The organism is Microvirga terrestris (assembly GCF_015694425.1).
GTDB lineage: Bacteria > Pseudomonadota > Alphaproteobacteria > Rhizobiales > Beijerinckiaceae > Microvirga > Microvirga terrestris.
The window spans coordinates 287,262-313,447 of sequence record NZ_JADQDN010000005.1 but is presented as its reverse complement, the minus strand read 5'-3'; the positions used below and the strand labels follow the sequence as shown (position 1 = coordinate 313,447).

At 63.7% G+C, this 26,186-nt stretch carries 24 protein-coding genes; 15 read left to right on the top strand and 9 right to left on the bottom strand.

Annotated features, from left to right (window positions below):
• Positions 1-27 precede the first annotated feature (27 nt).
• From I2H36_RS12680 to I2H36_RS12670, 3 genes are all read right to left on the bottom strand, one after another.
• On the bottom strand, positions 28-1,527 hold the full coding sequence (locus I2H36_RS12680) for a tripartite tricarboxylate transporter permease (RefSeq protein ID WP_196264260.1): 1,500 nt from the start codon (positions 1,525-1,527) through the stop codon (positions 28-30).
• A 7-nt stretch (positions 1,528-1,534) separates the two neighbouring features.
• Entirely contained in the window at positions 1,535-2,008 is a 474-nt protein-coding gene (locus I2H36_RS12675; RefSeq protein ID WP_196264259.1) for a tripartite tricarboxylate transporter TctB family protein, read from the bottom strand.
• 184 nt (positions 2,009-2,192) lie between these two features.
• Positions 2,193-3,164 (bottom strand): Bug family tripartite tricarboxylate transporter substrate binding protein, encoded by a 972-nt coding sequence (locus I2H36_RS12670; protein ID WP_196264258.1) that lies wholly within the window; start codon positions 3,162-3,164, stop codon positions 2,193-2,195.
• A 227-nt stretch (positions 3,165-3,391) separates the two neighbouring features.
• Here I2H36_RS12670 and gor point away from each other — a divergent pair, with 227 nt between their 5' ends.
• The 5 genes from gor (at position 3,392) to gltX (ending at position 10,362) form a co-directional block, all read left to right on the top strand.
• On the top strand, positions 3,392-4,777 hold the full coding sequence (gene gor / locus I2H36_RS12665) for a glutathione-disulfide reductase (protein WP_196264257.1): 1,386 nt from the start codon (positions 3,392-3,394) through the stop codon (positions 4,775-4,777).
• Between the two features lie 24 nt (positions 4,778-4,801).
• Complete coding sequence (locus I2H36_RS12660; protein ID WP_196264256.1) at positions 4,802-5,029, top strand: hypothetical protein; 228 nt, start codon at positions 4,802-4,804, stop codon at positions 5,027-5,029.
• A 295-nt stretch (positions 5,030-5,324) separates the two neighbouring features.
• Positions 5,325-6,710, top strand: coding sequence for a class II 3-deoxy-7-phosphoheptulonate synthase (locus I2H36_RS12655; RefSeq protein WP_196264255.1), 1,386 nt, complete (start codon positions 5,325-5,327; stop codon positions 6,708-6,710).
• A 389-nt stretch (positions 6,711-7,099) separates the two neighbouring features.
• Positions 7,100-8,833 (top strand): NAD+ synthase, encoded by a 1,734-nt coding sequence (locus I2H36_RS12650; RefSeq protein ID WP_196264254.1) that lies wholly within the window; start codon positions 7,100-7,102, stop codon positions 8,831-8,833.
• Between the two features lie 188 nt (positions 8,834-9,021).
• Positions 9,022-10,362 carry a glutamate--tRNA ligase gene (gene gltX / locus I2H36_RS12645; protein WP_196264253.1) on the top strand — a complete coding sequence of 447 codons (1,341 nt, stop codon included), beginning with the start codon at positions 9,022-9,024 and terminating at the stop codon, positions 10,360-10,362.
• Between the two features lie 107 nt (positions 10,363-10,469).
• Here the strand turns inward: gltX and I2H36_RS12640 are convergent, their stop codons facing one another.
• The 3 genes from I2H36_RS12640 to I2H36_RS12630 all read right to left on the bottom strand — a co-directional run bounded on the left by I2H36_RS12640 (position 10,470) and on the right by I2H36_RS12630 (position 13,499).
• Positions 10,470-11,231, bottom strand: a complete 762-nt coding sequence (locus I2H36_RS12640) for an ABC transporter permease (RefSeq protein ID WP_196264252.1) — start codon at positions 11,229-11,231, stop codon at positions 10,470-10,472.
• Positions 11,228-12,199 carry an ABC transporter ATP-binding protein gene (locus I2H36_RS12635; RefSeq protein ID WP_210331058.1) on the bottom strand — a complete coding sequence of 324 codons (972 nt, stop codon included), beginning with the start codon at positions 12,197-12,199 and terminating at the stop codon, positions 11,228-11,230. Before I2H36_RS12635 ends, I2H36_RS12640 begins: the two co-directional genes overlap by 4 nt.
• Positions 12,200-12,377: 178 nt before the next feature.
• Positions 12,378-13,499: a DUF2865 domain-containing protein gene (locus I2H36_RS12630; RefSeq protein ID WP_196264251.1), complete on the bottom strand. Its 1,122-nt coding sequence runs from the start codon at positions 13,497-13,499 to the stop codon at positions 12,378-12,380.
• 155 nt (positions 13,500-13,654) lie between these two features.
• On the opposite strand from I2H36_RS12630, the gene I2H36_RS12625 reads away from it, so the two are divergent.
• Together I2H36_RS12625 and I2H36_RS12620 are read left to right on the top strand one after the other, a co-directional pair.
• Positions 13,655-14,038: a VOC family protein gene (locus tag I2H36_RS12625; protein WP_196264250.1), complete on the top strand. Its 384-nt coding sequence runs from the start codon at positions 13,655-13,657 to the stop codon at positions 14,036-14,038.
• Positions 14,039-14,100: 62 nt separating this feature from the next.
• Positions 14,101-14,607 carry a CreA family protein gene (locus tag I2H36_RS12620; protein WP_196264249.1) on the top strand — a complete coding sequence of 169 codons (507 nt, stop codon included), beginning with the start codon at positions 14,101-14,103 and terminating at the stop codon, positions 14,605-14,607.
• A gap of 7 nt (positions 14,608-14,614) precedes the next feature.
• Here the strand turns inward: I2H36_RS12620 and I2H36_RS12615 are convergent, their stop codons facing one another.
• Positions 14,615-15,226, bottom strand: coding sequence for a LysE/ArgO family amino acid transporter (locus tag I2H36_RS12615; protein WP_196264248.1), 612 nt, complete (start codon positions 15,224-15,226; stop codon positions 14,615-14,617).
• Between the two features lie 94 nt (positions 15,227-15,320).
• Between I2H36_RS12615 and I2H36_RS12610 the strand changes: the two genes are divergently transcribed.
• Positions 15,321-16,217: a LysR family transcriptional regulator ArgP gene (locus I2H36_RS12610; RefSeq protein WP_196264247.1), complete on the top strand. Its 897-nt coding sequence runs from the start codon at positions 15,321-15,323 to the stop codon at positions 16,215-16,217.
• 5 nt (positions 16,218-16,222) lie between these two features.
• On the opposite strand, the gene I2H36_RS12605 is transcribed toward I2H36_RS12610, so the two are convergent.
• The gene (locus I2H36_RS12605) at positions 16,223-16,546 is read right to left on the bottom strand and encodes a hypothetical protein (protein ID WP_196264246.1); all 324 of its coding nucleotides are present in this window, start codon (positions 16,544-16,546) and stop codon (positions 16,223-16,225) included.
• Positions 16,547-16,839: 293 nt separating this feature from the next.
• Between I2H36_RS12605 and cysS the strand changes: the two genes are divergently transcribed.
• From cysS to I2H36_RS12585, 4 genes are all read left to right on the top strand, one after another.
• Positions 16,840-18,363, top strand: coding sequence for a cysteine--tRNA ligase (gene cysS, locus I2H36_RS12600; RefSeq protein WP_196264245.1), 1,524 nt, complete (start codon positions 16,840-16,842; stop codon positions 18,361-18,363).
• A 175-nt stretch (positions 18,364-18,538) separates the two neighbouring features.
• Positions 18,539-19,048: a GNAT family N-acetyltransferase gene (locus I2H36_RS12595; RefSeq protein ID WP_196264244.1), complete on the top strand. Its 510-nt coding sequence runs from the start codon at positions 18,539-18,541 to the stop codon at positions 19,046-19,048.
• On the top strand, positions 19,045-20,640 hold the full coding sequence (cimA, locus tag I2H36_RS12590) for a citramalate synthase (RefSeq protein ID WP_196264243.1): 1,596 nt from the start codon (positions 19,045-19,047) through the stop codon (positions 20,638-20,640). The genes I2H36_RS12595 and cimA overlap by 4 nt, the downstream gene beginning before the upstream one ends.
• Before the next feature lie 169 nt (positions 20,641-20,809).
• Positions 20,810-21,259, top strand: a complete 450-nt coding sequence (locus I2H36_RS12585; RefSeq protein WP_196264242.1) for a DMT family transporter — start codon at positions 20,810-20,812, stop codon at positions 21,257-21,259.
• Positions 21,260-21,268: 9 nt separating this feature from the next.
• Here I2H36_RS12585 and I2H36_RS12580 read toward each other — a convergent pair whose 3' ends face one another.
• A complete protein-coding gene (locus tag I2H36_RS12580; protein WP_196264241.1) occupies positions 21,269-21,877 on the bottom strand; it encodes an LOG family protein in 609 nt (202 codons plus the stop codon).
• A gap of 129 nt (positions 21,878-22,006) precedes the next feature.
• On the opposite strand from I2H36_RS12580, the gene I2H36_RS12575 reads away from it, so the two are divergent.
• The 3 genes from I2H36_RS12575 to I2H36_RS12565 all read left to right on the top strand — a co-directional run bounded on the left by I2H36_RS12575 (position 22,007) and on the right by I2H36_RS12565 (position 26,099).
• A complete protein-coding gene (locus I2H36_RS12575; protein ID WP_196264240.1) occupies positions 22,007-23,320 on the top strand; it encodes a LysM peptidoglycan-binding domain-containing protein in 1,314 nt (437 codons plus the stop codon).
• A 108-nt stretch (positions 23,321-23,428) separates the two neighbouring features.
• Complete coding sequence (locus tag I2H36_RS12570) at positions 23,429-25,342, top strand: ABCB family ABC transporter ATP-binding protein/permease (RefSeq protein WP_196264239.1); 1,914 nt, start codon at positions 23,429-23,431, stop codon at positions 25,340-25,342.
• 55 nt (positions 25,343-25,397) lie between these two features.
• Complete coding sequence (locus I2H36_RS12565; RefSeq protein ID WP_196264238.1) at positions 25,398-26,099, top strand: phosphatidylserine decarboxylase; 702 nt, start codon at positions 25,398-25,400, stop codon at positions 26,097-26,099.
• Positions 26,100-26,186: the final 87 nt, after the last annotated feature.

The following is a 26,186-nucleotide window of genomic DNA, read 5'->3' as shown; positions in this document are numbered from 1 at the left end:
GAAATCTCCGGGCCTTTTCTGTTTGGATCAGTCTTCCACCGCTTTGAAGCGTCCCAGGCCTTTCAGGAAGAACGGCAACACGAGGGCGATCAGGGCGATGGCGAGGAGCGTTGCCGAGATCGGGCTCTGCAGAAGCGTCATCGGATCGCCCAGGCTGATCGACAGCGCACGCCGCAGCTGGCTTTCCGCCAGGGGGCCGAGAATGAGCCCGACGATGACCGGTGCGATCGGGAAGTCGAACCGCCGCATCAGGAAGCCGAGCACGCCGAAAATCGTCAGCATGATAAGCTCCACCGGCGAAGGATTAGCCGCGATGGTACCCATGGTGGCGAAAACCAGGATGCCGGCATAGAGCCAGGGCTGTGGAATCGTGAGCAGCTTCACCCAGAGGCCCACCAGGGGCAGGTTCAGCACCAGCAGCATGCCGTTGGCGATGAACAGGCTGGCGATCAGGCCCCACACAAGATCCGGGTTCTGGGCGAACAGCAGAGGGCCGGGGTTGATGTTGTATTGCTGGAAGCCGGCCAGCATCATGGCGGCCGTGGCCGAGGTGGGAAGGCCGAGCGTCAGCAGCGGCACGAGGGTGCCGGCGGCTGAGGCATTGTTGGCGGCCTCCGGGCCTGCCACGCCCTCGATGGCCCCCTTGCCGAAATCTTCCGGATACTTGGTCAGGCGCCGTTCCGTTGCGTAGGACAGGAAGGTGGGAATCTCGGCGCCGCCCGCCGGGAGGGCCCCAATGGGAAAGCCGAACATCGTGCCCCGCAGCCAGGGCTTCCAGGAGCGCTTCCAGTCCTCCTTGGTCATCCACAGGGAGCCGCGAACGGCTTCGAGCTTTTCCTCATGCACATGGCGTCGGGAGGCGACATAGAGCGCCTCGCCCACGGCAAACAGGCCGACCGCCAGGGTGGTGACCTCGATGTTGTCGTAGAGCTCCGGCACCCCGAAGCTCAGGCGCGACTGGCCGGAGAGCAGATCGATGCCGACCAGACCGAGCATCAGGCCGATGAACAGGCTGGTGAGGCCGCGCACGGGAGAATCGCCGAAGGTGGCCGAGACCGTCACGAAGGCAACAACCATCAGGGCGAAATAATCCTCCGGCCCGAAGCTCACGGCGATGTCGACAAGGTACGGCGCCAGGAGCGTAAGGCCGAGGGTGGCGATCGTGCCCGCCACGAAGGAGCCGATGGCGGCTGTCGCGAGGGCAGGGCCGCCGCGGCCGGCCTTGGCCATCAGGTTGCCTTCGAGCGCGGTCGCCATGGAGGCGCTCTCGCCCGGCGTGTTGATTAGGATCGCGGTGGTCGAGCCGCCATACATGCCGCCGTAGTAGATGCCGGCGAACATGATGATGGAGCCTGCCGGATCGAGCTTGAACGTGATTGGCAGGAGCAGCGCCACGGTGAGAGCCGGGCCGATGCCGGGCAGCACGCCGACGGCGGTGCCGAGGAGAACGCCGATGAGGGCGAACAGCAGGTTCATCGGCTGGATCGCGACAGAAAGGCCGCTGGCGAGGGAGGTGAAGGCTTCCATGGCGGCCTCAGAACAGGCGTTCGAGCGGCCCTGCCGGCAGGGACAGGGTCAGGAGCTTGGCGAAGAGCACGTAGACGATAAGAGCAATCACAGCGCCGATGATGAAATCGGTGACAAAAGCCCGGCGCCCGAACGCCGTCGATGTCGCAGCGAAGAGCAAGGCCGTGCCGATCATGAATCCACCGCCGAAGCGGATCAGCGCGATGAGACAGGCAAGCGCGCCGAGGATCAGGATGATCGGCTTCCAGTCCAGCGTCTCACGGGCCGGGAGGTCGCCGCGCAGGGCTCCGATGGCATTGCCGATGGCCAGCAGCACGAGGCACGCCGACACAACGATGGGCATGACCTTCGGGCCGAGATCGTAGGGGGACAGGATCTGAAGCTTGCTCATGTCCCACCAGACGATTCCGGCCAAGACGAGAAGGATGATGGCGATGACGAGGCCTGCTACGTCGATGCGCCGATGCGGAGAGAAGGCCATGGCGATTCCTGCAAAAAGAAGCGCCGCGCTTCGTGAACGCGGCGCTCCGAAGGTCATTCTAAAGCATCGGACCCAAAAGTGGATTTGCACTTTTGGGATCCATCCGATGCTTCCTTCGTGAATAAGAGCATCGTTTCTGCGGAAAACCGGGGCCACTTTTCCGCACGATGCTCTTGGCTTGAGCTTACGACTTTACCAGACCGACGGCCGTGAGCACGTCCTTGGTGCGGGCCTGCTCGTCGGCCAGAATCTTGGTGAAGGCATCGCCGGAGACGTAAGCGTCCTCCCAGCCTTTGGCCTTCAGAATGTCCTGCCATTCCTTCGACTTCGCCATCTTGTCCATGGTGTCCGTCAGAGCCTTCTTCTGGTCGGCGGAAATGCCAGGAGGGGCCACGACCGCGCGCCAGTTGGCGATCTCGAGGTCGATACCCTGCTCCTTGATGGAGGGCACATCAACATTGGCCGTCTTCTTGGCCGAGGTCAGGCCGATGAGGCGCAGCTTGCCCGCCTTCACCTGGCTCTCGAACTCGCCATAGCCGGAGATGCCGGCCGTCACCTTGCCGCCGAGGATGGCCGCCAGGGCCTCGCCGCCGCCGGAGAAGGGGATGTAGTTGATCTTGGTCGGGTCTGCGCCTGCAGCCTTGGCGAAGAGCGCCGCAGCAATGTGGTCGACGCCGCCCGCCGAGCCGCCGGCCCAGGTCACCTTGGCCGGATCGGCCTTGATCGCAGCAGCGAGGTCCTTGGCGTTCTTGATCGGCGAGTCGGCCGGCACCACGATCGCCTCGTATTCCGTCGTCAGGCGGGCGATGGGCGTGGTCTGATCGAGGGTGACGGGCGACTTGTTGGTCAGCAGCGCGCCCACCATGACGTAGCCCATGACCATGAGCTGATTGCCGTCGCCCTTGGAGTTGTTCACGAGCTGGGCGATGCCGATGGAGCCGCCAGCGCCCGGAACGTTGGTGACCTGCGCGCTCTTGGCGATGCCGGACTGGGTCAGCGCCTGCTGCATGGACCGAGCCGTCTGGTCCCAGCCGCCGCCTGGCGCTGCGGGAGCCATGATCTTGAGCTCCATCTGGGCCGCTGCCGATGTCACGAAACCGGCCACGGCTGCAGCAGCGAGTGCGCTGCGCCAAAGGCCTTTGCGAAACTGGGTCATCTTATTTCCTCCGTCGACGCTGACGTTTGGTGAGAGCGTCCTGCGGCAGAACCTAAAGAGGGAACAGAGGAGCGGCAAGCGCTTGCTTCTTTATCGCTGTTGAACCTTAGCGTAAGAACACCACCGCAAGGGGCAGCCATGTCCCCGGAGCAGGGCTGTCGGGCGGTGCCGCCCAGCAACATTCCCTATATGAAGTGTTGAAACGGAACTTGAGCGGAGACCGCGCCATGACCTCATTCGATGTTGATCTCTTCGTCATCGGAGGCGGGTCGGGCGGCGTGCGCGCTGCCCGGATCGCCGCCGGTTACGGCGCGAAGGTGATGCTCGCGGAGGAGTATCGGGTCGGCGGAACCTGCGTCATCCGTGGCTGCGTACCCAAGAAGCTGATGGTCTATGCCAGCCGCTTCGCCGACGAGTTCCACGAGGCGGAGGGCTTCGGCTGGACCCTCGGCGAGAGGCGCTTCGACTGGGCCGCTTTGATCCGCAACAAGGACAAGGAGATCGACCGGCTGGAGGGCATCTACCGGACCAATCTCGGGAAGGCCGGCGTCGAGATCGTCGACAGCCGCGCCGTGATCGAGGATGCTCACACGGTTCATGTGCTCAAGACCGGCTCCCGCATCCGAGCCCGGTATATCCTCGTCGCGGTGGGCGCCCACCCGACCCTGGAGCCGGTCATCCCCGGCGGCGAACTCGGCATCACCTCCAACGAGGTTTTCCACCTGGAATCCCAGCCCAAGCGCATCCTGGTCGTCGGCGGCGGCTACATCGCGGTCGAGTTCGCCGGCATCTTCGCCGGCCTCGGCAGCGAGGTCACGCTCCTGCACCGGGGCGACAAGCTCCTGCGCGGCTTCGACGACGACGTGCGCGATGCTCTGGGGGAAGCTTATACCCAGCGCGGCATCAACCTGGCCCTCGGGCGGACCCTTACGAGCCTGGAGAAGACGGCCGGGGGCATTGCCGCGAGCCTGTCCGACGGCTCGACGCTCACCGTGGATCAGGTTCTCGTCGCCACCGGGCGGCGCCCCAACACCAAAGGGCTCGGCCTGGAAAATGCCGGGATCACCGTCGACGAGGTCGGGGCAATCCCTGTCGATGCCTATTCCCAGACCCTCATCCCGTCGATCTACGCGGTGGGCGATGTCACCAACCGGGCGAACCTCACCCCCATCGCCATCCGGGAGGGCCATGCCTTTGCCGATACGGTGTTCGGCAACAAGCCCACGATGGTCGACCACGACCTGATCCCGACCGCCGTTTTCTCTACGCCGGAGATCGGCGTGATCGGCTGCGGCGAGGGCGCCGCCCGGGCGATCTATGGCGAGATCGACGTCTACAAGACCGCCTTCCGGCCCATGAAGGCTACCCTCTCGGGCGGCAAGGACCGGGTCTTCATGAAGCTGGTCGTCGACAAGGCCACCGACAAGGTCGTGGGCGTCCACATCATGGGGCACGATGCCGGCGAGATGATCCAGCTTGCAGGCATCGCCGTCACCATGGGGGCCACCAAGGCCGATTTCGACCGAACAGTGGCGGTTCACCCAACGGCAGCCGAGGAATTGGTGACCATGCGCACGTCGGTCGTGGTGAAGAAGCCGGTGGCGGTGGGGTAGTAGGGTGGGGTGCGGGGGTACTGAATGAGTCTGATCCATAACGAGCAGACCAAGCTGACGGCGACAGCCCTCAATAACGTGGCAGTTGCATTCGTGATTGCCGGGTTCGTGGGGCCAATGGTGGCCGTCGGCTATGGATCGGAGGCTATGGCAAGGGATTCTATCACCATTCTCGTCAGCATCATTTGGCTTTTTGTCGGGTTCATCCTACATTCGATAGCGAAGTTGATCTTGAGAGACCTGAAGCCATGACCCTCCTGGAAGCCTATGTCTACTTCGGCATCCCGGTCATTGCCGTCGCGATGGGCTTTGGCGCCCTCTGGATGTCCCGGCGTGAGAGCCGTCAGCGCCCCGCGCGCTGAGATACGCCTTTTCTGCACTTTACAGGATTTCAGGCTTAATTCGGGTGTCCGCGACATGCGGTCCCCTCATGCGCGGCGTCACCTCTACGCACTCGCCTTTTCGTTCATGTCGTGTATAGGTGCCGTTTCATGCCGCTTGTTGCGGCGCACGATGAGCATTGAAGAAAGGACACGGGGTAAGTGTCATGACCGAGCGGTGGACGCCCGATAGCTGGAGAAACAAGCCGATCCAGCAGGTTCCGGCCTATCCGGACCTTGAGGCCCTTGAGAGCGTCGAGCAGCAGCTCGCCGGCTTTCCTCCGCTCGTCTTTGCCGGCGAGGCCCGCAAGCTGAAGAAGACCCTGGCCAAGGTGGCCAAGGGCGAGGCCTTCCTGCTCCAGGGCGGTGACTGCGCCGAGAGCTTCGCCGAGCATTCGGCGGACAACATCCGCGATTTCTTCCGCCTGTTCCTGCAGATGGCCGTGGTGCTCACCTATGCGGGCGGCTCGCCCGTGGTGAAGGTGGGCCGCGTGGCCGGCCAGTTCGCCAAGCCACGTTCCTCGGGCACGGAGATCATCGACGGCGTCGAGCTGCCGAGCTACCGGGGCGACATCATCAGCGACATCGCCTTCACGCCGGAGGCCCGCACGCCCGATCCGCGCCGCCAGCTCATGGCCTACCGCCAGTCGGCCGCGACGCTCAACCTGATCCGCGCCTTCGCGACCGGCGGCTACGCCAATCTCGAAAATGCCCATCGCTGGATGCTGGGTTTCGTGAAGGATTCGCCGCAATCCTCGCGCTACAGCGAGCTGGCCGAGCGCATCACCGAGAGCATCAACTTCATGCGAGCCATCGGGATCGACCCCGAGACCCATCCCGAGATGCGCTCGACGGATTTCTACACCAGCCACGAGGCGCTGTTGCTCGGCTACGAGGAGGCCATGACCCGGGTCGATTCCACGACCGGCGACTGGTACGCCACCTCTGGCCATATGCTCTGGATCGGCGACCGCACCCGCCAGCCGGATCACGCCCATATTGAATATATGCGCGGCATCAAGAACCCGATCGGCCTCAAATGCGGCCCATCACTCTCGGCCGATGGGCTGCTCAGGCTCATCGACACCCTCAACCCCGAGGACGAGGCCGGCCGCCTGACCCTGATCTGCCGCTTCGGCGCAGGCAAGGTCGCCGATCATCTGCCGGGCTTGATCCGCGCGGTCGAGCGGGAAGGGCGCACGGTCGTGTGGTCCTGCGATCCGATGCATGGCAACACCATCAAGGCGGGCTCAGGCTACAAGACCCGGCCGTTCGAGCAGGTCATGAGCGAGGTGCAGGACTTCTTCGCCATCCATCAGGCGGAAGGCACGCATGCGGGCGGCATCCACCTGGAGATGACCGGCAAGAACGTGACGGAATGCACCGGCGGCGCCCGCGCGCTCACCGATGCGGATCTGCGCGATCGCTATCACACCTATTGCGACCCGCGCCTCAACGCCGAGCAGGCGCTGGAGATTGCATTCCTGACATCGGAACTGATCAAGCGCGAGCGCCAGTCAAGGGAACAACCGGCCGCCCTGGCGGCGGAATGAACGACTGGATGTCTTAAGAAAAAGGGGCGCTTCGAGCGCCCCTTTTTCTTTTACGCATACGCTACTCTACAAGTACTTGAGCTTAGCTCAGCCAGCCCATGAAGAAGAGAATAAGAATGATCGGCAGAGGAATGCCGATGAGCCAAAGCAGGCCGCCTTTCAACATGTCAGTCTCCCAGTGTTTCGTGTGGAAATAACGAACTGGACTGTTGCGGGTTCCCACAAAGCTTGAGCTTTGCACGAGGGGTGGAGCGCTTGCCGTTGAGAGCTCTGCCAGAGCCTATACCAAATGGCGGATCGGTTGGGCATGATGCACGTTGAACTGTCGTGGGAAAGCTTTGCCCATCGCATTGCTGAGCAACCGGCAGCGCGCTAAATCCGCTGGTATCATGGCTCAGAACATTCTCAAGATCGCGCTCGCGCAGCTCAACCCCATCGTCGGTGATGTGGCCGGCAACGAGCAGAAGGCTCGCGAGGCCCGCGCCGAGGCCGCCCGCATGGGAGCCGACATCGTGATGTTCGCCGAGCAGTTCCTCGCGGGCTATCCCGCCGAGGATCTCGTGCTGAAGCCCGCCTTTCAGGATACCTGCCGGGCTGCGCTTGAGCGGCTCGCCCGTGAGACGGCGGATGGCGGGCCCGGCATGCTCGTCGGCCTGCCGTGGCGGGAGGAGGGGCTTCTCTACAATGCCTATGCGCTTCTCGACGGCGGCACGGTCTCGGTGCGCTTCAAGGTTGATCTGCCGAATTACGGCGTCTTCGACGAGAAGCGTAATTTCGAAGCAGGCCCCCTGCCGGGGCCGGTTAATTTCCGCGGCATCCGCTTAGGGCTGCCCATCTGCGAGGACATCTGGAGCGGCGACGTGGTCGAGTGCCTCGCCGAGACCGGGGCCGAGATGCTGCTCGTGCCCAACGGCTCGCCCTATTGGCGCGGCAAGACAGAGGAGCGCTTCAACATCGCCGCCGCCCGCGTGACCGAAAGCGGCCTGCCGCTGGTTTACCTGAACCAAGTCGGCGGTCAGGATGAGCTTGTCTTCGACGGTGCCTCCTTCGTGCTCAATTCCGATTGCTCGCTCGCCTGTCAGTTGCCGGCCAACGAGGAGACCATCGCGCTCACCACTTGGGAGAAGGGTGAGGAGGGCTGGGTTTGTCGTGAGGCGCCCATCGTTACGGTGGAGGAAGGCGAGGAGGCCGATTACGCTGCCTGCGTGCTCGGCCTGCGCGACTATGTGGAGAAGAACCGTTTCCCTGGCGTGGTGCTGGGGCTGTCCGGCGGCATCGATTCCGCCATCTGCGCCGCTATGGCGGTGGACGCGCTTGGGGCGGAGCGGGTGCATTGCGTGATGCTGCCCTATCGCTACACCTCCGGCGAATCCCTGAAGGATGCGGAAGCATGCGCCAAGGCGCTGGGCGTGCGCTACGACATTCTGCCGATTGCCGAGCCCGTGGAGGGTTTCGAAGCCGCTCTGCAACCTCTGTTCGCGGGGCGCGAGCGGGACATCACGGAAGAGAACCTCCAGAGCCGCGCCCGCGGCACCATCCTGATGGCGATCTCGAACAAGTTCGGGTCCATGGTTCTGACCACCGGCAACAAGTCTGAGATGTCGGTCGGCTATGCCACGATCTACGGCGACATGAACGGCGGCTTCAATCCGATCAAGGATCTCTACAAGATGGAGGTCTACCGCATTTCCGCCCTGCGCAACCGCTGGAAACCCAAGGGTGCGCTCGGACCGGACGGGATCGTGATCCCCGAGAACATCCTGACCAAGGCCCCCACCGCAGAGCTGCGCGAGAACCAGAAGGATCAGGATTCGCTGCCGCCTTACGAGGATCTTGACGAGATCCTGCGCGGCCTCGTGGAGGAGGAGTTGCGGGTCTCGGAAATCGTGGCGAAGGGTTATGACCTGGAGGTCGTCAAGAAGGTGGAGCGCCTGCTCTACATCGCCGAGTACAAGCGCCGCCAGGCGGCGCCCGGCGTAAAGGTGACGCGCCGGAACTTCGGCCGCGACCGTCGCTACCCTATCGTCAACCGCTACCGCGATCAGGGGCTGGCAGCGCACCAGAAGGACGAAGCCCTGGAGCGCGCCATCGGCAAGCCGCGCGCTGGGTCGATGGACGTGTAGGGCGCACCTGTACTCTCCTCCCCCTTGTGGGGAGGAGTTGGAGGTGGGGGTGTGAGCGCTCCGCTGGTCCAGTTCAGCGCCGGCACCCCCACCCTAACCCTCCCCACAAGGGGGAGGGGATAAAGTCTGAGCACTGTCAAACGCGGTCACCCCTTGCGCGCCTTCGCTCCCTTCGCCATAGCATCTGCATGTCCAAGCCCATCGTACGCTTCGCCCCGTCTCCGACCGGGCACATCCATATCGGCAACACCCGCGTCGCTCTGCTGAACGCGCTCTACGCGCGGCGGGAAGGCGGCACCTTCATCCTGCGCTTCGACGACACCGATGTGGCACGGTCGAAGCAGGAATATGCGGATTCCATCGAGACCGACCTGCATTGGCTCGGCATCCCGCCCGATGTCGTCGTGCGTCAGTCGGAGCGGTTCGCGCTTTATGACGCGGCAGCCGAGCAGCTGAAGGCGGCTGGGCGGCTTTATCCCTGCTACGAAACCCAGGAAGAGCTGGAATTCCGCCGCAAGCGCCAACTCGCCCGTGGGCTGCCGCCGATCTACGACCGGGCGGCCCTGAAGCTCACGGATGAGGACCGGGCCAAACTCGAAGATGAGGGCCGCAAGCCACACTGGCGCTTTCGTCTGGAGCCGACGAACGTCGCCTGGGAAGACCTCGTGCGCGGCCATTGCCATGTGGATTGCAGCTCGCTGTCCGACCCGGTGCTGGTGCGCGAGGACGGGACCTATCTCTATACCCTGCCGTCGGTAGTGGACGACATCGACCTCAAGATCACCCACGTGATCCGGGGTGAGGACCACGTCACCAACACGGCCGTGCAGATCCAGATCTTCGAAGCTCTGGGCGCCGGCTCTCCCACTTTCGCCCATCACAGCCTGCTGATCACGGCGAGCGGCGAGGGGCTGTCGAAGCGCCTCGGCCATCTGTCCGTGAAGGGCCTGCGCGATGCCGGTCTCGAGCCGCAGGCAGTCGCTTCACTGGCAGTGCTGGTCGGCTCGGCCGAGGCCGTGCGGCCCATCGCCGATCTCAACGAGCTCGCCAAGCTCATCGACTTCTCGCACATCTCCCGCGCGCCGGCGAAGTTCGACGAGAGCGAGCTGGAGCACCTGAACGCGCGCCTCATCCACGAGATGCCCTATGAAGTGGCCCGAGAGCGTCTGAAACAGCTCGGCGCCGATGAGGGCGAGGCGTTCTGGAATGCGGTGCGCGGCAATCTGACGAAGGTTCAGGATGCCGCGGAGTGGGCCAAGATCGTGCGCGGTCCCGTGACTCCGGTTATCGAGGACAAAGCTTTCATCGAGGCAGCCACCGGCGTTCTGCCGGAGGCCCCTTGGGACGCCACCACCTGGAAGACCTGGACGGAAGCGGTGAAAGCCGCCACGGGCTTCAAGGGCAAGGCACTGTTCATGCCTCTGCGGCTAGCGTTGACCGGGCTCGATCACGGTCCCGAACTGGCAGCGCTGCTGCCGCTGATCGGGCCGGAGCGGGCGAAGGCGCGGCTGGCGGGGCAGGCTGCATAACATATCTTCGTCATGGCCGGGCTTGTCCCGGCCATCTCGATTAGAAGAGTATGGCGCTCCATTTAGTCGGGATCACCGGCACAAGGCCGGTGATGACGTGCGGCAGATTACGCCTTGATCCTGTAGCCCGTCCTGAAGATCCAGCTGATGGCGGCGAGGCAGATCAGCATGAACACCAGGGTCATGACGAGGCTGATGCCCACGCCCACATCGGCGACGCCGTAGAAGCTCCAGCGGAAGCCGCTCACCAGATAGACCACCGGGTTGAACAGGGCGATGGTCTGCCAGAACGGCGGCAGCATGTTGATTGAGTAGAAGCTGCCGCCCAGGAAGGCGAGCGGCGTTACGATCATCAGGGGCACGATCTGCAGCTTCTGGAAGCTGTCAGCCCAGATGCCGATGATGAAGCCGAACAGGCTGAAGGTGACGGAGGTCAGCACCAGGAAGGCAATCATCCACAGGGGGTGCTCGATGGAGAAGTCCACGAAGAGCCGGGCCGTGATGAGGATGATGGTGCCGATGATGATCGACTTGGTGGCAGCCGCCCCCACATAACCGATCACGGTCTCCACCGCGGAGATCGGCGCGGAGAGGACTTCGTAGATCGTGCCGGTGAATTTCGGCATGTAGATGCCGAACGAGGCGTTCGAGATGCTCTCGGTCAGGATCGACAGCATGATGAGGCCCGGCACGATGAAGGCGCCGTAGCTCACGCCCTCGATGCTCGCCATGCGCGAGCCGATGGCCGAGCCGAACACGATGAAATAGAGCGAGGTCGACAGCACGGGCGAGGCGATGCTCTGCATGATCGTGCGCCAGGTGCGCGCCATCTCGAAGAGATAGATGGCCTTGATGCCGTAGAAGTTCATGCGCGCCCCCGTACCAGGCTGACGAAAATTTCCTCAAGCGATGACTCAGAGGTCTGCAGGTCCTTGAAGTCGATGCCGTGCTCGTTCAGGCGGCGCAGGAGGCTCGCGATGCCCGTCTCCTGGCTTTGGGTGTCGAAGGTGTAGACGAGTTCGGTGCCGTCCGGGGAGAGTTGCAAGTTCGCAGATTGCAGCTCGGGCGGCAGGCTCGCGAGCGGGTGCTGCAGGTGGAGGGTGAGCTGCTTCTTGCCCAGTTTCTGCATCAGAACATGCTTGTCTTCGACCAGGATGATCTCGCCCTTGTTGATCACCCCGATCCGGTCGGCCATCTCCTCGGCCTCCTCGATGTAGTGGGTGGTCAGGATGATGGTGACGCCATTCTCCCTTAAGCCCCGGACCATCTCCCACATGTCCCGCCGCAGCTCCACGTCGACGCCGGCGGTGGGCTCGTCGAGGAACAGGATCGTGGGCTCGTGAGAGAGGGCCTTGGCGATCATCACCCGGCGCTTCATGCCGCCGGACAGCGTCATGATCTTGCTGTCGCGTTTTTCCCACAGGGAGAGATCCTTCAGGATCTTCTCGAGATAGGCCGGATTGGGTGGCTTGCCGAAGAGCCCCCGGCTGAACGTCACCGTCGCCCAGACGCTCTCGAAGGCGTCCGTGGTGAGCTCCTGCGGCACGAGCCCGATCTTCGTGCGGGCGGGCCGGAAATCCCGGATGATGTCGTGACGGTCCGCGACGACGGTGCCGGTGCTCGGGTTGACGATGCCGCAGATGATGCTGATCAGCGTCGTCTTGCCGGCGCCGTTCGGGCCAAGAAGCGCGAAGATCTCGCCCTTCCGGATTTCCAGGTCGACCTTCTTCAGGGCCTGGAATCCGGAAGCGTAGGTCTTGGTGAGGCCTGAGACGGTGATGATCGGGTCAGACGCGCCCGCGGGGCGGGGCATCTCAAGAGAATCGAGTGGCTTCATGCCGGGGTGATAGCATGGCCGTCCGTCACGCGGAAAGGAGGTGCTCGACCTCTATGTCATCCCCGGCGAGCGGCAGGCGAGGGAAGGGGATCCATACCGCCGAGCATGTGGGTGGATTCCCTTTCCCTCAACTGCGCTCCGGCCGGGAATGACACGGATCGCTTCTTAGGAAGGGCCGTCAGTTCTGAACGTTCGGGACCGGGATCACGTCAGGGGCGATCACGCGGACGGTCTTCTTCTGGCCGTTGCCCGAGGCGACCTCGCGCTTCGCGCCTTCACCCTGGCGAACCACGGTGCTGTTCTCGATCGATTGCGGGCCGATGCCGGCCGATTCCTTGCTGGCGGTCGGGGCGGCGGCGGCGATCTCGGCGGCCTCCTTGGCCTCCTCCTCAGCCTTCTTGTCGGCGGCCTTGCGGGCAGCCTGTGTCTTGGGGCGCGACAGTTCCTCGGCCTGCTCGGCGGTAACGATCAGGTCACCCTTGCGTTGCGTGAGCATGCTCTCGGCCTTGCGCAGCACCACGGCCCAGCTCTCGTTGGGCTTCTTGCAGGCGCAGTTCTCATCGAAGCTCTTGCGGAACTTGAAGGCGTTCGCCAAGGACGTATAGGGCTGGTTCGAGGAGAGCGAAGCCGCCCGGTTGAGGCCGTTGTCGCCACCGGGATAGGCGAAGGCTGTCGTCTCCGTGCCGGGGCAGAGGGCCTGGCACATCTCGTTGGCGCTCTGGCCACCACCCGGCGGGGTGGTCAGCGGGAAGAAAGACCCGTCGCAGGTCTTCACGCAGATCAGGCGCCCGCCGCCGAGAGAGCGCGGCTCGTCATCGGCGATGATCGGCTGGCCCTCGGGCATGACCTGCTGCTGCTGCGGCTGGCGCGGGGCGCCGAACAGCGATTCGAAGAAGCCGCGGGGCTCCGTGGAGCAGGTCTGCTGGACCGCAGCTTGGAGCTGCCGGCGCCGGGCTTCGATGTCCCCCTGTTCGGCTCCTTGCGCCGCAAGGCGGGCATAGCCGGCCTCGAGCTGGCGGATCTGGGTGGCGATGGACCCGCATTCGGCCGGGGCAGGGCCGGCGAGGAAGCCGAGCGGGCCGCGCTCGCAGCCGATGTTACGGTAATAGGTGACGAGCCGGTTGATCTCCGCCCGCTGGGCGCGCATCTGGCCGGTCGGCGCGCTGCCTCCGCTGCGCTCCAGGGACGCCAATTCGGCCTGGAAGCGCTGGCACTGCGCGGACTGGGCGAGCGCCGCCTGTCCGGCGGCCAGGAAAGCCGTCAGGGCGATAAGGGAGCGGATAAGGAATGTCTTTGTCATGAAGCTGATCGCAGAACCGGTCCGTTGGGGCATCCTATGCCAGGTTGGCTCGTCATGTGACGCCCGAATTTGACCCTATTGTGATTAACGCCTTGCCCGCTCCAGGAGAAGCTGTCTAGCTTTCCCGCAAGAGCGACTCTGAGGCGAGATCCAGCATGTACTCCCATACGACCGTCGGGGCAAACGACCTCGCCCGGGCTCGTGCCTTCTACGATGCCATCTTCGCGCCGCTCGGGCACGAGGTGCGTTACGCGGACGAGATGCTCGTCGGATGGGGAGCGCCGGGCGGCCCGCCGCAGTTCCTGGTGGCGCGGCCTTTCAACGGAGAGGCCTCGAGCGTCGGCAACGGAGCGATGATCGCATTGCTGGCGCCCAGACGCAGTGTGGTCGATGCCTGCCATCATGCGGCCCTGGAGCAGGGCGGGGCGGACGAGGGCAGGCCGGGCCTGCGCCCGCACTACCATTCAAACTACTACGGCGCCTACTTTCGCGATCTCGAAGGCAACAAGATCTGCATCGTCTGCCATCAGCCGGAATAGCCTCTCGTCAAAGGTCGAGGCCATCCCCACATGACAGCGTAACGTTAGGAGACGAACCGACGATGCTTGCCCGAATTGCCCTCGGCCTGACCCTCGCTCTGGCTGCCACGACCGCCGCCGTGGCCCAGGAGCCCGACCTGATCTTCAAGAAATCGACGGTCTGGCGGGCGCTCACCCCAGACGACAAGCTCGCCGTCTATGGCATCGACGATCCGGTGGTCGAGGGCGTGGCCTGCCACTACACGACCCCGGAGCGCGGCGGCATCGCCGGCACTTTCGGCGTGGCGGAGGAGGTGTCCGACATCTCGCTCGCCTGCCGGCAGGTCGGGCCGGTGAAGTTCAAGCAGAAATTCGGCCAGGGCGACGTGGTGTTCAGCGAGCGCCGTTCGCTCATCTTCAAGAAGATGCAGATCGTGCGTGGCTGCGACGCCAAGCGCAATACCCTGGTCTACATGGTCTATTCGGACCGCCCCATCGAGGGCTCGCCCAAGAACTCCACCTCGAGCGTGCCGTTGATGCCCTGGGGCACCGAGGTGCCGCCGAAATGCGGAGAGTGGATGAACTCTTAAAAGGGGCTCAGCCCGCGCTTTCGCTCAGCAGCAATCTTGCGGCCGTCGCCCACATGATCAGGCCGATGGCGACATCGAGAATGCGCCATGTCACAGGCCGGGCGAACAGGGGCTTCAGCAGCCGGGCCCCGAAGCCGAGGGAAAAGAAGAATACGAAGGAGGCCAGCATGGCCCCAATGGCGAACAGGCCCTTGCCCTCGTCGAATTGGGTCGAGATGGAGCCGATCAGCACCACCGTGTCGAGATAGACATGCGGGTTGAGCCAGGTGAGGGCGAGGCAGGTGAGAACCACCCGGCTTAAGGTTTCCGGTGCCGCATCCGACGGCCTCAGGGCGGCAGACCCGAAGGCGGCCATGAAGCTGCGCGCTCCGTAGACCAGGAGGAATGCGGCGCCTCCGTAGCGCAGAATCGGTTCGGCCCAGGGCACCCGGGCGCTGAGCTGCGCGAAGCCCGAGACGCCGGCCAGGATGAGCACCGCATCCGAGAGCGCACAGGTGAGACACACAGCCAGCACATGCTCCCCGCGCAGGCCGATGCGCAGCACGAAAGCATTCTGGGCCCCGATGGGCAGGATGAGGCTAAGGCCCAGGAAGAAGCCGGCAAAGAGGGGAGCTGTCATGTCGATGGTCCGAAGAGGAGTCGACGTCTCCTAAGCTGGGATCTAAGATTAGGACAGTTAAAGTCTCTTCTCCTAGTTTAGAAAAACTAATCTCATGCTAGATTATGCCCTTCTGTCGGCCCTGGCTGCCGTGGTGCGCACCGGAAGCTTCGAGCGGGCGGCAGAGCAGTTGAACGTGACGCCTTCCGCCGTTTCCCAAAGGATCAAGTTGCTGGAGGAGAGGATTGGGGCCGTTCTAGTGGTGCGGGGCCAGCCCTGCCTGGCGACCGAGGCGGGACAGCGCCTGTGCCAGCATGCAGAGCAAGTGGCGCTGCTCGAAAGCTACCTGCGCCAGAACCTGCCGGGGCTTCAGCCGGAGAGCCGCCCGGTGACCCTGCGCATCGCGGTCAATGCGGACAGCCTCGCCACCTGGTTCATTCCGGCGATGGCCCAGACGGAAGGCTTCCTGTTCGACCTCGTGGTGGACGATCAGGACCATAGCGCCGAGTGGCTGCGACGGGGCGAGGTCGTAGCGGCTGTCACCTCCCACGGAAAGCCGATCCAGGCATGCAATTGCCATCCCCTCGGGGCCTTGCGCTATCTCGCGACGGCTAGCCCGGGATTTGTGAAACGCTGGCTGCCGGACGGATTGGATGAGCAATCAGCGGCCCGGGCGCCGTGTCTGGTCTTCAACAGGAAGGACCAACTCCAGGCGCTCTGGCTCCGAAGAGCCCTCGGCGTAGACGTGAGGCCACCGGTTCACTGGCTGCCGTCATCGCAAGCCTTCGTGGATGCGGCTCTAGCAGGATTGGGGTGGGGGATGAACATGGAAACCACGGTTCGGGAGCATATCCGGGAGGGCCGCCTTGTGGCGTTGGAGCCCTTCGAACCGTTCGAGGTGCCACTTTACTGGCAGCAGAGCCGGATCGTCAGTCCTCTGCTGGCCGATGTGACCCGAGCCGTTTTGTCGACCGCCCGGGCCATGCTTTCGCCGATGCCGTTCAGGGTCTGACCGCCTTAATTCGTGCAGGTCACGGAGACCGGTGGCTCCTTGGGGCCGAAGGAGGCCTTCTGGATCGTGCCGGTGACTTCCTCCGGCGAGATCTGACGGAAGGAAACGGCCTTGGTGTATCCATGAGCCTCGCACCAGGCGTTTGCCACAACTTGGCCACAAGCCTGGTTTCCTATGAGGCATTCCGCAGCGCCATAACCGTCGGCTGCGGGGACCATGAAGGTCGCTTCGGTCGAAGAGGCCTGGGTACCATTGGGAAGCAGCGTCAGGGACGCGGCTGCGAAAAACACGACAGTACCCATTCCGAGCATGGCAAATGCGCGGCGCATCGAAGACCTCTTTGTTTGAACTCGTGCCATTATGTCACGAGTGTGCGTGAACAAAGCTCTAACGCGCTCAAGCTGAACCCGTTTCATGCGGCCATGCAAATTCAATATGATTACCAATTCGGAAATCTTGACGGCTTCAGCCTGAAGAGGCATTGATGGCTTCATGAACACGGCAACGATCCTCATTTCCGGGATTATTTGCGGCTAGCGCACTTCGCTGGCTGGAGCCGTCTCGTTCTCATTCCAAGATCGAAACCACCCTCCGGCCTGCGGCCTGACAGGGGTATGGTTTCATGGCGGCCAAGCTTCGCCTCTACAACACGCTGACCCGGTCGAAGGACGATTTCGTCCCAATCGACCCTGCGAACGTGCGCCTCTACGTCTGCGGACCCACCGTTTACGACTACGCCCACATCGGCAACGCCCGCCCGATCATCGTCTTCGACCTTCTCTTCCGTCTGTTGAGACATGTGTACGGCAAGGAAGCCGTGACGTATGTGCGCAATATCACCGATGTGGACGACAAGATTAACGCCCGCGCCGCACGGGATTACCCGGGTATGCCGCACAACGAGGCCATCCGCGCCGTCACGGGCAAGACCGAGGAGCAGTTCCACGCCGATATCCGGGCGCTCGGCGTGCTCATGCCCGAGGACGTGAACGAGGCGGGCCAGCCCCCGCGCTTCGTCGAGCCCCGGGCGACCGAGCACATCGACGAGATGCGCATGATCATCGAGCGGCTGATCGCCCGCGGGGCGGCCTATGTGGCCGAGGAGCATGTGCTGTTCTCGGTCGCGGACATGCAGAACCTGACCGGCGTGCCGAAATACGGCGCCTTTTCCAAGCGCTCCCTCGACGAGTTGCTGTCCGGCGCCCGCGTGGACGTGGCGCCCTACAAGCGCGATGCCATGGATTTCGTGCTCTGGAAGCCGTCGGGCCCGCGGGATCCCGCCTGGGCCTCGCCCGCCGGCATCGCGACGCCGGGCCGTCCCGGCTGGCACATCGAATGCTCGGCCATGGCATGGCGGCACCTCGTCCAGGCCTTCGAGACCCGGCTCACCTGCGCCGATCCGACAGCCCGCGAGATCTTCGACATCCACGGCGGCGGCATCGACCTCGTGTTCCCGCACCACGAGAATGAGATCGCGCAGTCCTGCTGCGCCTTCGACACGCCGCGCATGGCCAATGTGTGGATGCACAACGGCTTCCTGCAGGTGGAAGGCGAGAAGATGTCCAAGTCGCTGGGCAACTTCTTCACCATCAACGAGCTGCTGCAGGATTGGCCCGGCGAGGTGCTGCGCTTCAACATGCTGCGCACCCATTACCGCCAGCCCATCGACTGGACGACGAAGGGGCTTGAGGAGAGTCAAAGAGTTCTGGAGAGATGGCGTGCTGTGATCAAGGATATTGGTGTCGTAGAAACTACGGTGCCTCGCGAATTGATCGAGTCCTTAGCCGACGATCTGAATACTCCCAAGGCACTCGCTTTGATGCACAGATATGAAAATGCTGCGCGGGGGGCGAGATATTATCGTGGTTCAGAGGAACATGCTGAACAGAATGAGTTGGGCGCCGATGCAGCGGGGCAGTTGTTGGCTTCTGCTATGTTCTTCGGGATCGATCTGACTACAGATAAAAAGCAATTATTGTCAGCCGAGTTTACTCAACAGGTCGAGGCGCTGATCGCCGCCCGCAAGGAAGCGCGCGCGTCGAAGAATTGGCCTGAGTCCGACCGCATCCGCGACGAGCTCGCGGCCTTGAATGTTGTGGTGAAGGACAACAAGGACGGCACCACCACCTGGGAGGTGGCGCGATGAGCCGTCTCCAACGCAATCGGCGTTCTGTTTCCCTCTGTCCTCATCCTGTGGAGGCGCGCAGCGCCGTCTCGAAGGAGATTCCAGTACTCTCTGGATCCTCCTTCGAGACGCCTGCTCCGCAGGCTCCTCAGGATGAGGGGAGTGGAAGCTATAGCCTTAAAGAAGAGGTCGACTGATGGGACAGGCACTGCCGAAACCGGGGCTTCGCCCTTTCCTGCCGGCCGATCTGCCGCTGCTCGTCGACATCTATGAGGAGAGCATCGCGGAGCTGACAGGCGAGGACTATAGCGAGAGCCAGCAGGAAGTCTGGATGGCGCTCGCCGAGGACGATGCCTTCGCCGAAAAGCTCGCAAAGAGCCTCACGCTGATCGCAACCGTCGAGGGCTCGCCGGTCGGCTTTATCGCGCTCAAAGACAACGAGCGGATCGAACTGTTCTACGTGCATCCGGCGGTGGCGGGCCAGGGGATCGGCACGATGCTCTACGATGCAGTCGAGAAGCTTGCCGCCGCGCGCGGTGCTCCGCGTCTTGTCGCCGAGGTCAGCGACAACGCGCTGCCCTTCTTCCAGAAACATGGGTTTCAGCCACAGCGCCGCAACACGGTGCCGCTTGGTGACGAATGGCTCGGCACCACCACCATGGAAAAGCGTCTGACACCGCTCGAAGACAGGAAGTTGTCGTCATGAGCCGAGACCGCGTCACCCTCTTCGACACCACCCTGCGCGACGGGGCGCAGACGACAGGGGTCGATTTTTCCCTCGAGGACAAGAAGGCGATCGCTGCGCTCCTCGACCGGCTCGGCATCGATTACGTGGAAGGCGGCTATCCGGGAGCGAACCCGCTGGATACCGCCTTTTTTGCTGAGAATCGCACAAAGGCCGCCAAATTCACGGCTTTCGGCATGACGAAGCGGGCAGGGCGGTCCGTGTCGAACGATCCCGGCGTCGCGGCTTTGCTGGAGGCTAAAGCCGATGCCATCTGCTTCGTCGCCAAGGCCTGGGATTACCATGTGCGCGTGGCCCTGGAGACGACGCCGGAAGAAAACCTCACCGGCATCCAGGAGAGCGTCGAGGCCGCCCGTATGAGGGGCCGCGAGGTGCTCGTCGATTGCGAGCATTTCTTCGATGGCTACAAGGCCAATCCCGATTATGCGCTCTCCTGCGTGAAGACCGCCTATGAGGCGGGCGCGCGCTGGGTCGTGCTCTGCGACACCAATGGCGGCACTCTGCCGCACGAGGTGACTGAGATTGTCACAGAGGTCACGAAGGAGGTGCCGGGCGCGCATCTCGGCATCCATGCCCATGACGATTGTGGTTGCGCGGTCGCCAATTCCCTTGCGGCCGTCGAGGCAGGCGCGCGGCAGATCCAGGGCACGCTCAACGGCCTCGGCGAGCGCTGCGGCAACGCCAATCTGATCACGCTTATCGGCGCCCTGAAGCTGAAGGACGGCTACGCCGCCCGCTTCGATCTCGGCGTCACCGAGGAGACATTGGGTCAGCTCACCCTGGTCTCGCGTCAGGTGGACGAGATCCTCAACCGACAGCCGAACCGCCACGCGCCATTCGTCGGATCGAGCGCCTTTGCGACAAAGGCCGGCATCCATGCCTCCGCGGTGCTCAAGGATCCGCGCACCTACGAGCATGTGGAGCCGGAGGTCGTCGGCAATGCGCGTAAAGTTCTGGTGTCGGATCAGGGCGGACAGTCGAACATCCTGGCGGAACTCAAGCGCTGCGGCTTCGCGCTCGAAAAGGGCGATCCGCGCATCGCGCGCGTGCTCGACGAGGTGAAGCGCAAGGAGTCCGAGGGCTTTGCCTTCGAAGGAGCGGACGCCTCCTTCTACGTGCTGGTCAAGCGCATGCTCGGCGAGGTGCCGGCCTTCTTCGACGTAGAGCGCTTCTCAGTGAACGTGGAGCGCCGCTTCAATGCGGTCGGCGAATTGGTTACGGCATCGGAAGCCATCGTGAAGGTGCGCGTCGGCGACGAGGTGCTGATCTCGGCGGCCGAAGGCAACGGCCCGGTGAATGCACTCGACGTTGCGCTCCGCAAGGATCTCGGCAAGTACCAGCACCTGATCCAGGACCTTGAATTGGTTGATTATAAGGTGCGCATCTACCAGGGCGGCTCGGATGCGGTCACCCGCGTGCTGATCGAGTTCGCGGACGGAACCGGCGAGCGCTGGACCACCATCGGCGTCTCGCCCAACATCATTGATGCCTCGTTCCAGGCGCTGACGGACTCGATGGTCTACAAGCTGTTGAAGGGCGGAGCGACGCTCTAAGACAACCGAAAATCAAACCTCATCCTGCGGAGGCGCGAAGCGCCGTCTCGAAGGAGGCTCCCGTGCTTTCTGAAAGCTCCTTCGAGACGCAGACTTCGTCTGCTCCTCAGGACAAGGTCAGTGTAAGAGTTCGGCATTGCTGAAACTGAGTCGAGCCCGAGGCGCTCTCATGAACATCACGATCCTTCTGCCGATCCTGGGCATTCTTCTGGGCGGCGCTTTTCTGTCCGCCCAGGCTCCCATCAATGCCGCACTGGCGAAGTCCCTTGGCGATCCGGTCCTGGCCGCCTGCATTTCCTTCGGAGTCGGCTTCCTCATTCTGGCCGTGCTCAGCGCCTTTCGCGGTTCGTGGCCCTCAAGCAGCGCCATGGCCGCGGCGCCCTGGTGGTCCTGGCTCGGCGGGCTCTTGGGCGCCTTCTACGTCGCCGTCGTGATCTGGGGTGTGCCGCAGCTCGGCGTGGTCAGTACCGTGGCGGCCCTGATCTTCGGGCAGGTCGCGGCCGCGTTGGTTCTCGATGCCGTCGGAGCCTTCGGCCTTCCCGTGCAGGCGATCACCTGGCAACGGCTTCTTGCGGCAGGCATGATCCTGGGCGGGCTCGTGCTGTCCCGCACAGGATAAGCAGCATCTCTAAAAGCGGCTCTCGATCGCCTCTTCGTTGCTCACGATGCCAACCCGCCGGGCAGCGTTCTCCAGCATCGGGATTACTTCTTCCACTCGCTCCGCCACGAGATAGTTGAGCTCCAGCCCGTGACGGATGAACCCCTGCTCGCGCATATGGGCAATCAGGGTGAGGAGCGGCTTCCAGAAGCCCTTGGTGCTCAGCATCAGGATCGGCTTGGTGTGGCGGCCGAGCTGCGACCAGGTCATCTGCTCGACGAGCTCTTCCAGGGTGCCGATGCCGCCGGGCATGGCCACGAAGGCGTCGGCCTTCTCGAACATCAGCCGTTTGCGGGTGTGCATGTCGGGCACGACGAGGGTTTCCTGCACGTCGTCCAGGAGCTTCTCGCGGGACTTCAGAAATTCTGGGATAATCCCTGTGACATAACCGCCATGGTCGAGGACGGACTGGGCCACGGTGCCCATCAGGCCCACATTGCCGCCGCCATAAACGAGGTTGATCCCCTGTTCTGCCATCGAACGGCCCAAAGCGGCCGCATTCTCAGCGAAAACAGGGTCGTCTCCGAAGCCGGAGCCGCAATAGACGCAGATGGATTTGATCGGTTTGACGGATGACATGGGCATTTCGGGGAGGCGGGGAGCCTCCCGCGCTGAGTCGTAGAGCATTAATTTGTCCTTTATGGCCGTAGCCTTTTGAAAGATAAACGGATTAAATGGCGGAAAGTGCCGCGTTTGAGAAAAAGCATCATGGCGCATCCGAAAGAGTTGAAGGGCACGATCGCGCTTCTCGGCGCTGCCGCCGCGGCCGTCGTCGCGGTGCTGCTCGGCGTGCTTTACTGGTCCTGGTCGGGAAAGCCTGAAACTTTGCAGAACGCAGCGCCCGCCCAGACGGCGCAGTCTCCCGCTCCCCCGGCTCAGCCCGCACCCGGCCAGCAGCAGGCCGCTGCCAAGCCCAATGAGGTGCCTCCGGCCCAGGCCAAGGAGCCGCCTGTCGTTCCGTCCTTCGATGTCGTCCGCGTCGAGCCGGACGGGGAGAGCGTCATTGCCGGCCGCGCCGCGCCCGGCGCCACCATCGAGCTTCTCAGGGGCGATCAGGTCCATGCCCGCGCTGCGGCCGACGCATCCGGCCTCTTCGCCATCGTGCCGCCGCCCCTGCCGCCCGGATCCCACCAGGTGGTGCTGCAATCCATCGCGCCCGATGGAACGCGCCAGCGCTCCGCCCAGGCCGTGACGGTTGTCATTACGGACGGCAAGACCCGGCCGCTGGTGACCCTGACCTCGCCGGATGCTCCCACGGTGGTTCTATCGAACCCCGAGCCGCCTGCGGCCAAGGTTGCCGAGGCGCCGAACCCTGAAACCAAGCCGGCCGAGCCCACTGCTCCTCCTGTGCCGCAACAGCAGGCGGGTGCCGCTCCAACCGTTTCCCCACCGGCACCCGCTGCCTCGGCGCCTCCCCCTGCTGCCCGGCCTGAGATCAAGATCGTGACGGTGGAGGCGGAGGAGGGGAAGCTCTATGTGTCGGGTCAGTCCTCGCCCGGAGCCACCGTTCGGCTCTATCTCAACGAGAGCTTCATCGCTCCCGGGGGAGCCGGAGGCGACGGCAAGGTGTCCTTCTCCATCGCCAGCGGCGTGAAGCCCGGCGACTATCGCATCCGTCTCGACGATGTGGACCCGGTCTCCGGTCAGGTCAGGTCCCGGGCCGAGGTCGGCTTCAACGTGCCAGCCCAGGTTGCCTCGACTCAACCTCAGGCTCCCGCGCCGGCTCAGCTGCGGGCCGCCGATCCGTCGACGTTCTCCCAGCCGCAGACCTCGCGCGACATCGCCTCAGCCCTGCCGCAGGGGCAGGTGGCCGATGCCGGTACGGTGGTGATCCCCAACATCAACACTGCCATCGTGTCCCGCGGCGACAACCTCTGGCGCATCAGCCAGAGGATCTATGGCAAGGGCCTTCGCTACACGGTGATCTACGGCGCGAACCAGGAGCAGATCCGCAACCCGGACCTGATCTATCCGGGCCAGGTCTTCGTGTTGCCGGGCGAGCAGGAGCCCAAGAGCAACTAGTATAAGGCAGGTGCTTGAGCCGGCTGCACAGAACATTTGCCAGGGCATGGTGAATTCGCCCGGCCGATCGCCTATATCGAGGTCCAGATTTCGATTGGATCCTCACCTATGCCTCCCTCCACCGCCGTCCCGACGACTGGCGCAGCCCGGCCTGAGCCGAGCGGCTTGGCCGCCACTTGGAAGAAGCTCTGGCCCTATATCTGGCCCCATGGCCGGCCGGATCTCCAGCGACGTGTCTTCCTGGCCTTCGGTCTGCTTCTGGTGGCCAAAGGCGTCACGATGGTCACGCCGTTTGCCTTCAAATGGGCGACGGACGCGCTCGTGGCCGTCACGAGCAGCGGCAATCAGGCGACCGAGGTGGCCGCCACGTCCGGGTCGTGGATCTGGAAGGCGCCGATCCTGCTCACGGCGATCTACGGCCTCACCCGCATCCTCATGGCGGTGCTGACGCAAGTCCGCGACGGCATCTTCGCCAAGGTCGCCATGCATGCGGTGAGACAGCTTGCCCTGCAGACCTTCGAGCACATGCACCGCCTGTCCTTACGCTTCCATTTGGAGCGCAAGACAGGCGGCCTGACCCGCGTGCTCGAGCGCGGCCGCGAAGGGATCGAAGAGCTGTCGCGCCTCGTTGTGCTGACGCTCCTGCCTACAATCCTCGAATTCGTTCTCGTGCTCGGCCTGCTCGCCTGGGAGTTCAACTGGGTCTATTCGGCCGTCGTCTTCGTCATGGTGGTGATCTACCTCGCCTATACCTACAAGGCGACCCAGTGGCGGATCTCGATCCGCAAGCAGATGAACGACTCCGATACGGACGCCAACACCAAGGCGGTGGACTCGCTCCTGAACTACGAGACGGTGAAGTATTTCGGTGCCGAGCAGCGGGAGACCGCCCGTTACGACCGCTCCATGGCGGGCTACGAGAAGGCCTCGACCCAGACCTATACGTCGCTGGCCGTGCTCAATGCCGGCCAGGCGGTGATCTTCTCCATCGGCATGGCCATCGTCATGGTGCTGGCCGCGCGGGACATCATGACGGGCAACGCCTCCATCGGCAGCTTCGTGCTGGTCAACGCCATGCTGGTGCAGCTCTACATCCCGCTGAACTTCATGGGCATGCTCTACCGCGAGATCAAGCAGGCGCTGATCGACATCGACGACATGTTCAACATCCTCGACCGCAACCCCGAGATCCAGGACAGACCGGGTGCCAAGCCGCTCCAGGTCAATGCAGGCATCGTGCGCTTCGAGGACGTGCATTTCTCCTACAATCCGGAGCGGCCCATTCTCAAGGGCGTGAGCTTCGAGGTGCCGGCCGGGCATACGGTGGCCATCGTCGGCCCCTCGGGGGCCGGCAAGTCCACGATCTCGCGCCTGCTGTTCCGCTTCTACGAGCCCAGCAGCGGCCGCATCCTCATCGACGGCCAGAACATCGCCGAGGTGCAGCAGGCTTCCCTGCGCAAGGTGATCGGTATGGTCCCGCAGGACACGGTGCTCTTCAACGACACCATTGGCTACAACGTCCAGTATGGCCGCTGGGATGCGACCCCGGAGGAGGTGAGGGAGGCGGCCCGCCTCGCGCAGATCGACCGGTTCATCGGTCTCCTGCCGGAGGGCTATGATACCCCTGTGGGCGAGCGCGGCCTCAAGCTCTCAGGCGGCGAGAAGCAGCGCGTGGCGATTGCCCGGACCATCCTCAAGGCACCGCCGATCCTGGTACTGGACGAGGCGACATCGGCGCTGGACACCTTCACCGAGAAGGAGATCCAGGATGCCCTCGACCGTGTCAGCCGCGGCCGCACCACCCTGGTGATCGCCCATCGGTTGTCCACAGTGATCGGGGCTGACGAGATCATCGTCCTCGATCATGGGCGGATCGTTGAACGCGGCAACCATGCGAGCCTTCTCGCCCATGGCGGGGTCTATGCGGCCATGTGGAACCGCCAGCGCGAGGCCGATCAGGCCCGCGAAGCACTCAAGCGGGTCGAGGAAGAGGAACGCAGCCCCGAGAGCGTGGCAGGTTGACGGATGCTCTTTTGCCTGCCATCCCCGCGCAAATCTTCTTAAGGCTTGAGACAATATGACCGACATCCTGGAATCGATGCGCCGCATCTTCGTGCCGATCCATAAGGAGGGCTATCCCTTCATCCTGATCGCGCTGTTCGCGACGCTCGTGCTGGCCTGGCTTTGGTCGCCGCTCGGCTGGATCGGCGCCATCCTGACCGTGTGGGTCTGCTACTTCTTCCGCGATCCGCCGCGGGTGACGCCGGTCCGCGAGGGCCTCGTGGTCTCTCCGGCGGACGGGCGCGTGAACCTCATCACCACCGCCGTGCCCCCGGCCGAACTCGACCTGCCGCCCGAGCCCATGACCCGGATCTCGGTGTTCATGAACGTGTTCGACTGCCACGTGAACCGCGCGCCGGTCACCGGGCGCATCACCCAGATCCTCTACACGCCGGGCCTGTTCCTCAATGCCGAACTCGACAAGGCGAGCGAGGACAACGAGCGCAATGCCCTCGTCATCGAGACGGCGAATACTAAGATCGGCGTGGTCCAGATCGCCGGTCTCGTGGCCCGCCGCATCGTGTCCTTCGTGAAGGTTGGCAACCACCTGAGCACCGGCGAACGCTTCGGCCTGATCCGGTTCGGCTCCCGTCTCGACATCTTCGTGCCGCTTAACGCCCAGGTCCTCGTCGGCCTCGGCCAGACGGCGGTCGCAGGCGAGACGGTTCTGGCGGACCTGACGGCCAACGAGCCCGGCCGGGAGTACCGGGTCGGGTAGGCCATTGTCGAGAAAATCGGGGCTTTGGAAGGATCGGGGCTGTTCCCATGACAGGGGAAACACCTCCGATCTTGGTTGCCGGTTAAG

Excerpts from the sequence above, each read along its gene's own strand:
- I2H36_RS12580 (WP_196264241.1), bottom strand. The coding sequence starts at position 21,877 with ATGTCATCCGTCAAACCGATCAAATCCATCTGCGTCTATTGCGGCTCC.
- I2H36_RS12635 (WP_210331058.1), bottom strand. The coding sequence starts at position 12,199 with ATGAAGCCACTCGATTCTCTTGAGATGCCCCGCCCCGCGGGCGCGTCT.
- I2H36_RS12605 (WP_196264246.1), bottom strand. The coding sequence starts at position 16,546 with ATGCGCCGCGCATTTGCCATGCTCGGAATGGGTACTGTCGTGTTTTTC.
- I2H36_RS12565 (WP_196264238.1), top strand. The coding sequence starts at position 25,398 with ATGACCGACATCCTGGAATCGATGCGCCGCATCTTCGTGCCGATCCAT.
- I2H36_RS12630 (WP_196264251.1), bottom strand. The coding sequence starts at position 13,499 with ATGACAAAGACATTCCTTATCCGCTCCCTTATCGCCCTGACGGCTTTC.
- cysS (WP_196264245.1), top strand. The coding sequence starts at position 16,840 with ATGGCGGCCAAGCTTCGCCTCTACAACACGCTGACCCGGTCGAAGGAC.
- gltX (WP_196264253.1), top strand. The coding sequence starts at position 9,022 with ATGTCCAAGCCCATCGTACGCTTCGCCCCGTCTCCGACCGGGCACATC.
- gor (WP_196264257.1), top strand. The coding sequence starts at position 3,392 with ATGACCTCATTCGATGTTGATCTCTTCGTCATCGGAGGCGGGTCGGGC.
- I2H36_RS12625 (WP_196264250.1), top strand. The coding sequence starts at position 13,655 with ATGTACTCCCATACGACCGTCGGGGCAAACGACCTCGCCCGGGCTCGT.
- I2H36_RS12610 (WP_196264247.1), top strand. The coding sequence starts at position 15,321 with ATGCTAGATTATGCCCTTCTGTCGGCCCTGGCTGCCGTGGTGCGCACC.
- I2H36_RS12640 (WP_196264252.1), bottom strand. The coding sequence starts at position 11,231 with ATGAACTTCTACGGCATCAAGGCCATCTATCTCTTCGAGATGGCGCGC.
- I2H36_RS12585 (WP_196264242.1), top strand. The coding sequence starts at position 20,810 with ATGAACATCACGATCCTTCTGCCGATCCTGGGCATTCTTCTGGGCGGC.
- I2H36_RS12675 (WP_196264259.1), bottom strand. The coding sequence starts at position 2,008 with ATGGCCTTCTCTCCGCATCGGCGCATCGACGTAGCAGGCCTCGTCATC.
- I2H36_RS12655 (WP_196264255.1), top strand. The coding sequence starts at position 5,325 with ATGACCGAGCGGTGGACGCCCGATAGCTGGAGAAACAAGCCGATCCAG.
- I2H36_RS12680 (WP_196264260.1), bottom strand. The coding sequence starts at position 1,527 with ATGGAAGCCTTCACCTCCCTCGCCAGCGGCCTTTCTGTCGCGATCCAG.
- I2H36_RS12575 (WP_196264240.1), top strand. The coding sequence starts at position 22,007 with ATGGCGCATCCGAAAGAGTTGAAGGGCACGATCGCGCTTCTCGGCGCT.
- I2H36_RS12670 (WP_196264258.1), bottom strand. The coding sequence starts at position 3,164 with ATGACCCAGTTTCGCAAAGGCCTTTGGCGCAGCGCACTCGCTGCTGCA.
- I2H36_RS12660 (WP_196264256.1), top strand. The coding sequence starts at position 4,802 with ATGAGTCTGATCCATAACGAGCAGACCAAGCTGACGGCGACAGCCCTC.
- I2H36_RS12650 (WP_196264254.1), top strand. The coding sequence starts at position 7,100 with ATGGCTCAGAACATTCTCAAGATCGCGCTCGCGCAGCTCAACCCCATC.
- I2H36_RS12570 (WP_196264239.1), top strand. The coding sequence starts at position 23,429 with ATGCCTCCCTCCACCGCCGTCCCGACGACTGGCGCAGCCCGGCCTGAG.
- I2H36_RS12620 (WP_196264249.1), top strand. The coding sequence starts at position 14,101 with ATGCTTGCCCGAATTGCCCTCGGCCTGACCCTCGCTCTGGCTGCCACG.
- I2H36_RS12615 (WP_196264248.1), bottom strand. The coding sequence starts at position 15,226 with ATGACAGCTCCCCTCTTTGCCGGCTTCTTCCTGGGCCTTAGCCTCATC.
- I2H36_RS12595 (WP_196264244.1), top strand. The coding sequence starts at position 18,539 with ATGGGACAGGCACTGCCGAAACCGGGGCTTCGCCCTTTCCTGCCGGCC.
- cimA (WP_196264243.1), top strand. The coding sequence starts at position 19,045 with ATGAGCCGAGACCGCGTCACCCTCTTCGACACCACCCTGCGCGACGGG.